Below are 12,344 nucleotides of genomic sequence, written 5' to 3' on the forward strand. Positions count from 1 at the left end.
AAGCTCAGCATGACGCTCCTTCTACCACAGCCATACACCCACCGCATTTCTTAACCTAGGTCATTGGGCCCCGCGAAGCCAGCCGGTACTTTTACCCGCGCTCCCTTCCCACCCAATTCCAATTCTAAATGGCCAAGCAAGCCTATTCCCGCCGCGACCTCGCGTTTCAGCTCCACGAAGTACTGCACGTGGAAGCGCTGAGCCGCTTCCCGTATTTCCAGGACCACGACCGCGGCTCCATCGACCTCGTGCTGGATACCGCCGGCCAGTTCGCCGACCAGCTGCTGCGCCCGCTACTCACCGAGCTCGACCGCCAAGAGCCGCAGCTCGTGGATGGCACCATTCGGCTGCACCCCGGCGTACGAAACATCGTGCGCCGCTTCGGCGAGGATGGCTGGATAAACGCCTTGTTCTCGTACGAGGAAGGGGGCCAGCAGCTGCCCGGTACCGTGTACAACGCGGCCGTGTTTGCCATGCAGGCCACCAACTACTCGGCCAGCGTGCCGCCCTTTCTCACGCTGGGGGCCGCCAACCTGCTGCGCAGCTTTGCCACCCCGGCGCTGGTGGCCGCCTTCACGCCGCACATGTACGCCGGCCGCTGGCAGGGCACCATGGCCCTGACCGAGCCCGATGCCGGCAGCTCCCTCTCCGACATCACCACCTCGGCCGAGCCCACGGAGGACGGCTACTACCGGCTGCGCGGCCAGAAAATCTACATCTCCTCCGGCGACCACGATGCCTGCGATAACGTGGTGCACCTCATGCTGGCCCGCATCAAGGGCGCGCCGGCGGGGGCGAAGGGCATTTCGCTGTTTGCCGTGCCGCGCCAGCGCGTGGCCGAAGGGCTGCCCACGGAGACCACCCGGCCGGAAGAGTTAATCCCGAACGACGTGGTGACGGCCGGTATCTACCACAAGCTGGGCTGCAAGGGCGCGCCCATTGCCCACCTCATGATGGGCGGCGACGGCGACTGCCGTGGCTACCTCGTGGGGGAGCCCAACCAGGGCCTACGCTACATGTTTCAGATGATGAACGAGGCCCGGCTGGCCGTGGGCGTGAGCGCGGCGGCCATCGGCACGGCCGCCTATTACGCGGCCCTCGAATACGCCCGCGCCCGCCCCCAGGGCCGGCATGTTGCCAGTCGCGACGTCACCAAACCCCAGGTGCCCATCATTCGGCACGCCGACGTGAAGCGGATGCTGCTCTTCCAGAAAGCCACCATGGAGGGCGCGCTGGGGCTGCTGTTGCAATGCAGCTATTACATGGATGTAGCCGGAGTAGGGGAGGGCGAAGAAAAAGAGCGCGCCGAGCTGTTGCTCGATTTGCTGATGCCCATCGCCAAAACCTACCCCTCCGAAATGGGGGTGCTGAGCACCAGCGCCGCCATTCAGGTGCACGGCGGGGCGGGCTATACTACCGATTTTCCGGTGGAGCAGTTCTGGCGCGAGTCGCGCATTCACCCCATCCACGAGGGTACTACCGGTATTCAGGGGCTCGATTTGCTGGGCCGAAAAATCACCCAGCACGGCGGCCGGGCCGTGGCCCTGCTGCTGGAAGAAATGCAGGCCGCTATGGCAGCGGCTGAAGCCGTATCGGAGCTGGCCCCGCTGGCCGCCCAGCTTGGCAAAAACGTGGGCATCCTGCAACAGACCACGGGCCACCTGCTGGGCGTGGCCGCGCAGGACCACGAATTATTTCTGGCCGATGCCACGCTCTACCTGGAGCTGGCCGGGCTGGTGGTGGTGGCCTGGCAGTGGCTGCGGCAAGCCACCGTGGCCCAGGCCGCCCTGCCCGCAGCTCACCCCGACGACCAGAATTTCTATCACGGCAAGCTCATGGCGGCCCGGTATTTCTACGAATACGAGCTGGTGAAAGTGCCTGGCCTGGCTAAGCGCCTGCAATCGGCCAACGCCGTGACGGTGGATATGCAGGAGGCGTGGTTTTAGGTCGTCGGCGCGGCTAGTAAAGGAACGTCATGCTGAGCTTGTCGAAGCATCTCTACCGCCGCAGTAAACTCAATCGAAAGAATTAGCTGCGCGGTAGAGATGCTTCGACAAGCTCAGCATGACGTTTCACTTGCCTTCTTGCAAATTTATGCATCCCCGCTTCACATGAAAAAACTCGAAAACAAAGTTGTCTTCATCACCGGTGGAGCCTCCGGGCTGGGCCGGGCCGCTGCCGTAGCCGCCGCCCACGAAGGCGCGAAAGTCGTGATTGCCGACCTGCCCGGCTCCGACCACGCCGCCGCGCTGGCCGAGGTGCGGGCCGCCGGGGCCGAAGCCGTTTTCGTGCCGCTCGACGTGACCGATTCGGCCAATATTCAGCAGGCCATTGCTGCCACGGTGGCGCAGTTTGGCCGGCTCGACGTGGCGCTGAACAACGCTGGTATCGGCGAAGGCTTCTTCAGCTTCCTCGAAACCAGCGAGGAGTCGTTTCAGCGCATCATCGATGTGAACCTGACCGGCGTGTTCGCCTGCATGAAATACGAGCTGGCGCAGTTCGTGCAACAGGGCGGGGGCGTAATCGTGAATATGTCGTCGCTGGCCGGGCTGAAGGGCGCGCCCGGCTTGAGCGCCTACGTGGCCTCGAAGCACGGCGTGCTGGGCCTCACCCGCGTGGCCGCCCTGGAGTTTGCCCGGCGCAACGTGCGCGTGAATGCCCTCTGCCCGTATTACATCGACACGCCGCTCATCAAAGACGCGCCCGAGGAAGTGCGCCAGCAAATGGTATCCGCCAGCCCGATGAAGCGCCTGGGCCGAGCCGAAGAAGTGGCCAAAGCGTTTATTTACTTGGCGTCGGACGATTCGAGCTACACCAACGGCACCCAGCTGGTGATTGACAGCGGCGTGATTTCGTAGGATGCCGCCTTTGTTGCGTCGGGTACCCGCGCTACTAGGGAGCAAAACGTTTAACGAAAGCGCAGCACAGGCTGCGCGCTACCACATGGATTTCACCCCCAGCCCCAAAACCCAAGACTACCTCGCCCGCGTGCAGGCTTTTATGGCCGAGCATATCGCGCCCATCGAAGACGATTACCACCGGGCCAACCTCGCTGCCAACCCCGGCCCCGACTGGCAAAGCTGGCGCGTGCTGCCCGTCATCGACGAGCTGAAAGCCCAGGCCCGGGCCGCCGGCCTCTGGAATCTGTTCCTGCCCGATGTCATCCACGGCGCGGGCCTCAGCACCCTTGAATACGCGTCCATTGCCGAGGAAACCGGCCGCAGCTTCCTCGCGCCCACGGTCTTCAACTGCAACGCGCCCGATACCGGCAACATGGAAGTGCTGCACTACTTCGGCACCGAAGCGCAGAAAGCCGAGTGGCTCGCGCCGCTGCTGGCCGGCGAAATACGCTCCGTGTTCTGCATGACCGAGCCCGACGTAGCCTCGTCGGATGCCACCAACATGCAGGCCACCATCGCGGAGGACGGCGACGAGCTGGTGCTCAATGGCCGCAAGTGGTGGGCCACCGGCCTGGGCCATCCCGATGCCAAGCTGGCCATTTTCATGGGGCTTTCGAACCCCGAGGCCGCGCCCCACGCCCGCCACAGCATGGTGCTGGTGCCGCTCGGTACGCCCGGCGTGAACATCCAGCGGATGCTGCCCGCGTTCAGCGACTACGACCCGCCCTACGGCCACGGCGAGGTATGGTTTGAGAATGTGCGCGTGCCCCGCGCCAACCTGCTGCGCGGCCTGGGCGACGGCTTTGCCATCGCGCAGGGTCGCCTCGGGCCGGGCCGCATCCACCATTGCATGCGCTGCATCGGCGCGGCCGAGCGGGCCCTGGAGCTACTGATAAAACGGGGCTTGTCGCGCACCGCTTTCGGCAAGCCGTTGCTGCACCTGGGCGGCAACCTCGAGCGCGTGGCCGACCTGCGCATGGCCATCGACCAGGCCCGGCTGCTCACCCTTTTTGCCGCCTGGAAAATCGACAATCAGGGCGTGAAAGCGGCCATGAGTGAGATTTCGGCCATCAAGGTCGTCGCGCCCAACGTGCTCCAGCGCGTGGTGGACGAGGCCATCCAAATGCACGGCGGCGCGGGCGTGTCGCACGACGTGCCGCTCACGGCGCTCTTCACCGTGGCCCGCGCCCTGCGCCTGGCCGACGGGCCCGATGAGGTGCACCGCGCCATGGTAGCCCGGGTGGAGCTGGCCAAGTATAAGGAGAAGGGGTGATGAGAGGAAAAAAGAAGTACGGTCATGCTGAGCGCAGCCGAAGCATCTCGCGTGCCGCCACTAATCCAGTCGATTGAATTACTACCACACGCGAGATGCTTCGACTGCGCTCAGCATGACCGTTCTCTTATCCTCAACAAAGCCATGACCCCATCCGCTCCCCGCCTTCTCGACACCGCCGGCCCGCTACGCCCCGGCGAAGAGCTGGATGCCGCCGCCATCGATGCCTGGCTGAAGCGGCAGCGGCCGGAGCTGCGCGGGCAGCCGCGCATTACGCAGTACGCCGGCGGAGCTTCCAACTGGACTTATCGCCTCGAGTACGATAATGCTGACCTCATTCTGCGCCGCCCGCCGGCCGGCACCAAGGCCAAATCGGCGCACGATATGGGCCGCGAGTACCGCGTGCAGAAGGCCCTGAAACCCGTTTTCGCCTACGTGCCCGAAATGGTGGCCTACTGCGAGGATACCAGTATCATCGGCGTCGATTTTTACGTGATGGAGCGCGTGGCCGGCATCATCCCGCGCAAAAACTTGCCGCGCGGGCTCGATTTGCCGCCCGCCAAGGTGCGCCAATTGTGCCTGAACGTGCTTGATGCGCTGATTGAGCTGCACCAGGTGGACTACCAGGCGGCGGGGCTGGCGGGCCTGAGCAGCGGCGTGGGCTACACCCAGCGCCAGATTTCCGGCTGGAGCAAACGCTACACCCAGGCCCGCACCTGGAACGTGCCCAGCGGCCGGCGCATCATGGCCTGGCTCGAAGCCCACCAACCGGCGCAGGAACGTATCTGCATCACGCACAACGATTTTCGCTTCGACAACGTGGTGCTCGATGCCGACGACCCCACGCGCATTATCGGCATTCTGGACTGGGAACTGGCCACCCTCGGCGACCCGCTCATGGACCTGGGCAACCTGCTGGCCTACTGGGTGCAGGCCGATGACGACTTTCTGGCCCAGGCCACCCGCCGCCAGCCCACCCACCTGCCCGGCATGCTCACCCGCCAGGAGGTGGTGGCCTACTACTGCGAGAAAACCGGCTTCCGACCCGATAACTGGGCTTTTTACGAAGTATATGGCCTGTTCCGCCTCTCGGCCATTGCCCAACAGATTTACTACCGCTACCACCACAAGCAGACCCGTAACCCGGCGTTCAAGAACTTCTGGATTTTCGTGCACTACCTGCACTGGCGCTGCCGCCGGGCGATACGCAAGAGCCGCTGAAGCCGGTAAAAAACGTCATGCTGAGCTTGTCGAAGCATCTCTACCGCTTCGTTGAATCGACTGGATTACTTGTGCGGTAGAGATGCTTCGGCTGCGCGGACGCCAGATAAGCATGACGTGCTATTATATTCTCTACATCCTCCTACCTCCAACCCCTCCTACCCTCATCCCCTAAAACATGACCCGCCAAAATATCCTCATCACCGGAGCTAGCTCGGGACTGGGCGAAGGCATGGCCCGCGAATACGCCCGCATGGGCCGCAACCTCGCCCTGTGCGCCCGCCGCACCGACCGCCTCGACGCCCTCAAAGCCGAGCTGGAGGCCGCGTACCCCAGCATCAAAATCTTCATTCGCGCCCTCGACGTGAACAACCACGACCAAGTGTTTGAGGTGTTTCGGGCTTTCCAAAAAGACCTCGGCAACCTCGACCGCATTATTGTGAACGCGGGCATGGGCAAAGGGGCTTCCCTGGGCACGGGCTACTTCAGCGCCAACCTGCAAACGGCCCAGACCAATTTCGTGGCCGCGCTGGCGCAGTGCGAGGCGGCGCTGGAGGTGTTTCGGGCGCAGAATGCGGGGCATCTGGTCACGATTTCGTCGGTGGCGGCCATGCGCGGGATGCCGCGCGCCCAAACGACCTACGCGGCTACCAAAGCCGGCCTTTCGGCCCTTACCGAAGGTATTCAGGCCGATTTACTGGACTCGCCCATCAAAGTCAGCATCATGTATCCGGGCTACATCCGCTCCGAAATCAATGCCAAGGTGAAAAATACGCCCTACATGGTGGACACCGAAACCGGCTGCCGGGCCCTGGTCAAAGCCATTGAGCGCGAGCCGATGCGGGCCTTCGTACCGGGCTGGCCCTGGGGCCTAGTGGCCCGCGCCATGAAGTGGCTGCCCCTGCGCTGGGTACAGAAGCTGCTGTAAATCAATAGGATTATAGAGAAATTGCGGTATTTTGTTCAAACAGCCGTTTCTTGCATGCCCAAATTCCTGTTCGTTACGGGAAAGGCGGTGGTTGGCTTTTCGGAGCGGGCCGCCGGATGGATTTTTTGTTTTTGTGCGCTGTGATTCAATTTTTACGCAAGCTGTTGGTGCTGGCCGTGACGGGCTGGCTGGCCGGCTATTTTACTCCTGCCGTGGCCCAGCCGGCCGCCCGTCGCCCGGCGGCTTTGCCCGTCAAGGCTATTCTGTTCGTGGGCAATAGCTTCTTTCACGGCAAATACCAGCCCGTGCTGGCCTATAATGCCGCCCACGTCATCGACGAAAACTACGGCCTGCCCGCTACCGACCCGCGCTGCGAAACCACCACCGGCGAGCCCGTGGTGTGGGGCGGTATTCCCGGCATCTTCCAGCAATTCACCGAAGAAGCCGGCCTGAACTACGAAGTCCACTTCGAGGAAATCAACGCCCGGCCGCTGCAATACCACTACGAGCACGCCCTAAGTATCATTCAGCAGCCGCGTTGGCATACCGTAGTGCTGCAGGAGCACAGCGTGTGGGCATTGCCGCCGCGCCGGGGCGGCCACCCCGAGCTGTTCCGCGACTACGCCACCCGCCTCGAGCGGGCCGTGCACGCGGCCAGCCCCGGCGCTGGGGTATTCCTGTTCCAGACCTGGCCCCGCGCCGACCTCTGCTACCCGCCCAATACGCCCTTTACCGGCCTGCCCATCGACTCGATGGCCCACGAGCTGCACGCGTCCTATTACAATCTGCTGGCGCAAAACCCGGGTTTTAAAAGCATTGCGCCGGCCGGCGATGCCTGGCTGCGCGCCGTGCAAAGCGGCCTGGTTCAGCGCAACCCCTACGCCCCCGAGCCCGGCAAAATCGACCTCTGGGCCGAAGACCACTACCACCCCAGCAACTGGGGGGCCTACCTCACGGCGTGCGTGCTGTTTGGCGAAATCACTGGCTACGACCCTCGTATCCTCGGCGGCACCGAGCAGGCCGCCGCCGCGCTGGGCATTAGTTCGGAGGAGGCCGTGAGCTTGCAGCGGGTGGCGGCCGAGCAGATTCGTGCCGCCCGCCCCAACGCGTTTGCCGACCAGCCAGTGGGTTCGGAGAAACCCGCGACCCGCAGAGGAAAGCTTAAATCGTGACGTGCGTGGTGGGGGGCAGCAGTGGAATGCTCCATCCTGCTCCCGCCGCTATCGAAACAGCTGCCTTATCGCCGGCCCGCAAGTCGGTCGTGCCAACCCGTACGCGCACGCGCTGCGCCGCTAAGGCTACTTCTACTTCCGAATAGCTGCCCAAAAACCGGACGGCCCGCACCGTGCCCGCCACGCCATTGCCATCTACGGGTTGTAGCTGCAGCTGCTCAGGCCGCACCAGCAGCACGGTGTTTTTGCGGAAGCGCCGGCCCGGCAGCAGCGCCCGTCTATCCGCCCCGCTCACCAGGTTATAATCGCCGAAGAGGGCAGCTGTGGCCTCATCGACCGGCTGGTGGTAGAGGTGCTCGGGGGAGCCCTGCTGCACCAGCCGGCCCCGGTGCAGCACCAGAATTTCATCGGCCCAGCCCAGTACGTCGGCCGCGTCGTGCGATACCAGCAGGCAGGTAATAGCCAGCTGCGCGCCCAATTCCTCGATAATGCCCTGCAAAAGGCGCTTGTGGGTGCGGTCGAGATTGGAGAAGGGCTCATCGAGCAGCAACAGGCGCGGCGCTCCCAGCAGCAGCCGGGCCAGTGCCACTCGCTGCTGCTCGCCGCCCGAAAGCTGGTCGGTGCGGCGTGGCATCAGGTGGGCGATGCGGCACAGCTCATACACGGCCCGGGCCTCCGCGTCGGGGCGCTTGTTGGCGTAGCGCAGCACCTGCTCGACGCGCAGGAACTGCGGTAAATCGGACTTTTGGGAGAGGTAAGCTACGCCGGGATGGCCGGGCACCAGCACTTCCTGCGGGCCGTGCACGCGGCTGCCGTTGGCGTACACCATGCCGGTACTGGGCTGGATAAGGCCGGCTACGAGTTGCAGCAGCGTGCTTTTACCGGCCCCGCTTTCGCCGGCCAGCGCCAGCTTTTGCCCTTGCTTCTGGCTGAAGCTGATGGGCTGAAGTACGGAAACGCCATTTTCCGTAAGGCTGAGGTCGGTGACGGTGAGAATGTCCATGCTCAGGCAAAGAACGGGCTTGGGTGCCGCTGGCGCATGTCTGCGACGCGTCCTGTTCACCACTTGTGCCCCGGCGGGCAACCAAGTACCCGTGTGCCAATGCCACTGAGGGCACAGCTGGCAGCGCAACGGCTTATTCGGGCTGTTGGCGCGGCTGTTGCAGCACCAGCTGGGCCGGGCAAATGGGCCGTTATGCGGCGCGCAGCTTAGGTCATATGCCGGATGGGTCGGGCCGCCCTTTTTATTTCAGAAAGATGAAAGCAAAACTAGTTAAGGTGCAAATAATTACTGCCTTATTACTGCATTTCAAAATAGATTTATTGGGCAAATGATTGAACTATAGCTGTTAATCGTAATAAACCGGAAAAATAATTTACAAAAGCTTATTAGCTTGTTTTCAGCTAATAAGCTTTCGAATGATGCAACTTGGCGGGTGCGCCGGGGCAATAACTAGCGTGGCGGCAGCAATAATTCGGGTAGTTTGGGAGTTGAAACAATAATTGCGGCCCGCTCCGGCGGGCTGTTTCGGGCTGAATTACTCACTTCCTAACCCCCTGTGTATGCTGCGTATCGTGCTGTTGTTTTTCATGCTGTTGGGCGCTTGCGCGGCCGATATTCAGGCCGCACCAGCGGCTCGCCGTCCCATTCATCGCCACCGGCCCATCGCCGGCGATTTCCGGCCCGTGTACCGGTACTACCGCGGCCCGGGCCGCCACAAAGACCGGTTCCGCAAGTTCTCGAAGCGGCGCTCGAACAAAAGCGGGTTCTTCTCGGGCCGGGGCCACAAGCGGCGCGGCACGCTGTAGAGGTCGCTTAACCCGGACCATCTGAACCGGCCCGGTTTCGTGCGGGCCAGTGCGCCAAGCGGCTGCCTCCTACCCAGGGGGCAGCCGCTTGTGCTTGCGGGTAATGTGCTTCTATGGCAGTGATGCTTCGCTGCGTACAGCATGCCGCTCAATTGACTTCAACAGAAAAAGCCGCTCACCAAGCGGCTTTTTTTATGTCCGAAAAAATTTTTTTTCGGCGCAGAGTTGCGAAACCAAAATATCTGCTTACGTTTGTGGTGTACTAGAACGGTAATACACTCAGCCTCTCCACATGGTCCGCATCCGCAATCTGCATTTTGGGTACTCCCGCAAGCGCCCGCTCTTCCAAGCCCTCGACCTGACGCTGGAGCGCGGCCACATCTACGGCCTGCTGGGCAAGAACGGGGCGGGTAAGTCCACGCTGCTCAAGAATATTGTGGGGCTGGCTTTTCCTGATAGGGGCACCTGCGAGGTGCTGGGGCAGCCGGCGGCGCGGCGGCTACCAGCCGTGCTGGCCGACCTGTTTTTTCTGCCCGAAGAAATTTACGTGCCGGCCGTGACGGCCGCAAAATTCGTGGCAAATACGGCCGGCTTCTATCCGAAATTCGACCACGCCGCGCTGGCGCACTACCTCGGCGAGTTTGAGGTGCCGGCCCACGCCGTGCTCACGACCCTGAGTTTTGGGCAGCAGAAGAAGTTTATGATTGCCTTCGCGCTGGCCGCCAACACCAGCCTGCTGGTGCTGGACGAGCCCACCAACGGCCTCGACATTCCGAGCAAGGCGCAGTTCCGCAAGCTTGTCGCCACGGCCCTCACGGAGGAGCGCTGCCTGATAATTTCGACCCACCAGGTGCGCGATTTGGAGAGCCTGATTGACACGGTGGTCGTGCTGCACGGCCAGCGCATTGTGTTGAATGCCGACCTGGGCGAGCTGGCCGAGCGGCTGACGTTTGCCACCGTGCCCGAGGCGGATGGCACCGACCTCTACGCTGAGGAATCAGTCCGGGGCGCGCAGGTGATTCGGCCTAATCGCCGTGGCCTGCCGGGCCGCATCGACTTGGAAATGCTGTTCAACGCCTTGGTGGGGGAAGCGCCCACGTTGGCCAACTACTTATCTCAAAACCAACCTGTTCATGAGCCAGTTCTTTAATTTCGCGCGTTTTGGCCGCTTGTTCAGCAAGCACACTACTGAGCAGGGGGGCGGCTACCTGCTGGCCACGGGCGTGCTGCTGGGCGGCCTCGGGCTGGTGCTGGGGTTTGCGGCCTACATGTCGTCGGAACCGGTGACGCCGGATATGCAGGCCGTTATATTCGTGATGGGGCTGCTGGCCGCGGGCGCGTTTTTTACCAGCACCGTTCTGGCCTTTTTCGGCGACAAAAAGCAGGCCACGGCGGCGCTGATGCTGCCGGCCTCGCACTGGGAGAAATACCTGGTGGGCTGGCTGTACGCGCTGCCGATTTTTCTGGCGGTGTACGTGGGCTGTTTTTTCCTGATTGACAGCCTGGTTTTACAGCTCGGCAGTGGCGGCAAGCCGACCGAAATGGTGCGGCTGTTTTCGGGCGAGGGCAAGCTGTATTACTCGCTGCTGGCGTACGCGGTGGTGAATGCCGTGTTTTTGTGGGGCAGCATCTTCTTCACCAGGCAGCATTTTGTGCGTACGGCCTTTGGCGTGCTGCTGGCGCTGGTGGTGCTGGTGGCCCTCAATTTCCAGGTGATGCAGGCGCTGGTGGGGCGCAAGCTGGGCACGGTGATGCCGTATTCGGGCATGGCGTTGCAGGAGGGCAAGGTGTGGTACAGCATCAAACTGCCGGAGGCCCAAAGTGCCTGGTTTGGGCTGGTGCCGCTGGGCATCATGCTGCTGGCCTGGGCGGCGGCCTACCGGCGCGTGACGGAGAAGCAGATTTAAGGCGAGATAACCATGGAATTCAAAGACAACGAGGCCATTTACCTGCAGATTGCCGGGTACGTGAGCGAGCTGATTCTGCGCGGCAAGTGGCCGCCGGATAGCAAGATTCCGTCGGTGCGCGAGCTGGCTGGCACCTTGCAGGTGAACCCCAACACGGTGATGCGCACCTACGAGCTGCTGCAAAGCCAGGAGGTGCTGTACAACAAGCGCGGCATCGGCTTTTTCGTGGCCCCGGCCGCCGAGGCGCAGGTGCAGGCCGCCCGCCGCGAACGGTTTCTGAGCCAGGAGCTGCCGGAGGTGTTCGGCACCATGCTGCTGCTCGGCATCGGGCTGCCCGAGGTGCAGCGCCGCTACGAAGAGTTCAAAAACGCCCAATCCCAACCCCTTTCCGCTACCACTTCCTTATGAAAACCAGTAATACCCTTTTCGTAGCTGCCGTGGCCCTGGTGCTCGGCTCGCTGGCCACCTACGATGCCGCCCTACGCGCCGAATACCGCACCGGCCACTACAAAGAGCCGCTGCACGACTACCAGGCGCTGGGCCTGCGCAACTTCGACGCCGTGCGCGTGCCCTCGGCCAGCGGCCTGCAGGTGAAGGTGGTGGCCGGGCCGTTTGCCGTGCACGTGAGCAAGGACGCGGCCGACTATGTGCGCGTGACGCAGCGCGGCCAGCAGCTGCTTGTGACGCTGGCCTACCCCGACAAGCCGGAGCCGCTGGGCCGTCGGGAGGCTGTCGTTATTACCTGCCCGCGCCTCGCGGCGCTCACCACCGAGGGCAGCTACACCGTGGCCGGCAAGGTGCCGCCCGGCCAGCGGCAAGCCGGCGGGGAGGTGGCAATTCAGGGTTTCCGGCAGGATAGCCTGACGCTGCGGCAGGACCAGAGCAGCAAAATCCGGCTGGTGGGCAACACGCTGGGCTGGCTCCGGGCCACGGCCGGAACGGGCTCCGGCAGCGAGCCGAACCTGGAAATCGGGGCCGATAACCGCATTCAGGCGGCCGATTTGACCATTGGTCACCGGGGCCACCTCGACCTGGCGGCGGCCATTCCGCGCCTGCGTTACCAGTTTTCGGACAGCGCTACCGTTGCCCTGACCGGGGCAGCCGCCCGCAGCCTGGTGCTCCCGAAATAGCGCC

12 protein-coding genes are annotated in these 12,344 nt (G+C 63.1%); 11 read left to right on the forward strand and 1 reads right to left on the reverse strand.

The window, feature by feature from the left end:
* Positions 1-128 precede the first annotated feature (128 nt).
* From ABIB44_RS19955 to ABIB44_RS19980, 6 genes are all read left to right on the forward strand, one after another.
* On the forward strand, positions 129-1,946 hold the full coding sequence (locus ABIB44_RS19955; RefSeq protein WP_354586445.1) for an acyl-CoA dehydrogenase: 1,818 nt from the start codon (positions 129-131) through the stop codon (positions 1,944-1,946).
* A 165-nt stretch (positions 1,947-2,111) separates the two neighbouring features.
* Complete coding sequence (locus tag ABIB44_RS19960) at positions 2,112-2,858, forward strand: SDR family NAD(P)-dependent oxidoreductase (protein WP_354586446.1); 747 nt, start codon at positions 2,112-2,114, stop codon at positions 2,856-2,858.
* Positions 2,859-2,943: 85 nt separating this feature from the next.
* Complete coding sequence (locus ABIB44_RS19965; RefSeq protein ID WP_354586447.1) at positions 2,944-4,173, forward strand: acyl-CoA dehydrogenase family protein; 1,230 nt, start codon at positions 2,944-2,946, stop codon at positions 4,171-4,173.
* Between the two features lie 144 nt (positions 4,174-4,317).
* Positions 4,318-5,394, forward strand: coding sequence for a phosphotransferase family protein (locus tag ABIB44_RS19970; protein WP_354586448.1), 1,077 nt, complete (start codon positions 4,318-4,320; stop codon positions 5,392-5,394).
* Positions 5,395-5,572: 178 nt separating this feature from the next.
* Complete coding sequence (locus tag ABIB44_RS19975) at positions 5,573-6,322, forward strand: SDR family oxidoreductase (protein ID WP_354586449.1); 750 nt, start codon at positions 5,573-5,575, stop codon at positions 6,320-6,322.
* Between the two features lie 140 nt (positions 6,323-6,462).
* Positions 6,463-7,494: a hypothetical protein gene (locus tag ABIB44_RS19980; protein WP_354586450.1), complete on the forward strand. Its 1,032-nt coding sequence runs from the start codon at positions 6,463-6,465 to the stop codon at positions 7,492-7,494.
* Here ABIB44_RS19980 and ABIB44_RS19985 read toward each other — a convergent pair.
* Complete coding sequence (locus tag ABIB44_RS19985) at positions 7,484-8,497, reverse strand: ABC transporter ATP-binding protein (protein ID WP_354586451.1); 1,014 nt, start codon at positions 8,495-8,497, stop codon at positions 7,484-7,486. The two genes, ABIB44_RS19980 and ABIB44_RS19985, sit on opposite strands and share 11 nt — an antisense overlap.
* Before the next feature lie 560 nt (positions 8,498-9,057).
* Here ABIB44_RS19985 and ABIB44_RS19990 point away from each other — a divergent pair.
* The 5 genes from ABIB44_RS19990 to ABIB44_RS20010 all read left to right on the forward strand — a co-directional run bounded on the left by ABIB44_RS19990 (position 9,058) and on the right by ABIB44_RS20010 (position 12,340).
* Entirely contained in the window at positions 9,058-9,303 is a 246-nt protein-coding gene (locus tag ABIB44_RS19990; RefSeq protein ID WP_354586452.1) for a hypothetical protein, read from the forward strand.
* 292 nt (positions 9,304-9,595) lie between these two features.
* Positions 9,596-10,453, forward strand: a complete 858-nt coding sequence (locus ABIB44_RS19995) for an ABC transporter ATP-binding protein (protein WP_354586453.1) — start codon at positions 9,596-9,598, stop codon at positions 10,451-10,453.
* Positions 10,437-11,210 carry a hypothetical protein gene (locus ABIB44_RS20000; protein ID WP_354586454.1) on the forward strand — a complete coding sequence of 258 codons (774 nt, stop codon included), beginning with the start codon at positions 10,437-10,439 and terminating at the stop codon, positions 11,208-11,210. Before ABIB44_RS19995 ends, ABIB44_RS20000 begins: the two co-directional genes overlap by 17 nt.
* A gap of 12 nt (positions 11,211-11,222) precedes the next feature.
* Positions 11,223-11,618, forward strand: a complete 396-nt coding sequence (locus ABIB44_RS20005; RefSeq protein WP_354586455.1) for a GntR family transcriptional regulator — start codon at positions 11,223-11,225, stop codon at positions 11,616-11,618.
* Complete coding sequence (locus tag ABIB44_RS20010) at positions 11,615-12,340, forward strand: hypothetical protein (RefSeq protein WP_354586456.1); 726 nt, start codon at positions 11,615-11,617, stop codon at positions 12,338-12,340. Before ABIB44_RS20005 ends, ABIB44_RS20010 begins: the two co-directional genes overlap by 4 nt.
* Positions 12,341-12,344 lie beyond the last annotated feature (4 nt).

The organism is Hymenobacter sp. UYCo722, from assembly GCF_040547115.1.
In the GTDB taxonomy this organism is placed as follows: domain Bacteria; phylum Bacteroidota; class Bacteroidia; order Cytophagales; family Hymenobacteraceae; genus Hymenobacter.

What these genes read in the sequence shown, in the direction of transcription:
- ABIB44_RS19970 (WP_354586448.1), top strand. Translation starts at nt 4,318, where the DNA reads ATGACCCCATCCGCTCCCCGCCTTCTCGACACCGCCGGCCCGCTACGC.
- ABIB44_RS20005 (WP_354586455.1), top strand. Translation starts at nt 11,223, where the DNA reads ATGGAATTCAAAGACAACGAGGCCATTTACCTGCAGATTGCCGGGTAC.
- ABIB44_RS19955 (WP_354586445.1), top strand. Translation starts at nt 129, where the DNA reads ATGGCCAAGCAAGCCTATTCCCGCCGCGACCTCGCGTTTCAGCTCCAC.
- ABIB44_RS19975 (WP_354586449.1), top strand. Translation starts at nt 5,573, where the DNA reads ATGACCCGCCAAAATATCCTCATCACCGGAGCTAGCTCGGGACTGGGC.
- ABIB44_RS19960 (WP_354586446.1), top strand. Translation starts at nt 2,112, where the DNA reads ATGAAAAAACTCGAAAACAAAGTTGTCTTCATCACCGGTGGAGCCTCC.
- ABIB44_RS19990 (WP_354586452.1), top strand. Translation starts at nt 9,058, where the DNA reads ATGCTGCGTATCGTGCTGTTGTTTTTCATGCTGTTGGGCGCTTGCGCG.
- ABIB44_RS19985 (WP_354586451.1), bottom strand. Translation starts at nt 8,497, where the DNA reads ATGGACATTCTCACCGTCACCGACCTCAGCCTTACGGAAAATGGCGTT.
- ABIB44_RS19995 (WP_354586453.1), top strand. Translation starts at nt 9,596, where the DNA reads ATGGTCCGCATCCGCAATCTGCATTTTGGGTACTCCCGCAAGCGCCCG.
- ABIB44_RS20000 (WP_354586454.1), top strand. Translation starts at nt 10,437, where the DNA reads ATGAGCCAGTTCTTTAATTTCGCGCGTTTTGGCCGCTTGTTCAGCAAG.
- ABIB44_RS19965 (WP_354586447.1), top strand. Translation starts at nt 2,944, where the DNA reads ATGGATTTCACCCCCAGCCCCAAAACCCAAGACTACCTCGCCCGCGTG.
- ABIB44_RS20010 (WP_354586456.1), top strand. Translation starts at nt 11,615, where the DNA reads ATGAAAACCAGTAATACCCTTTTCGTAGCTGCCGTGGCCCTGGTGCTC.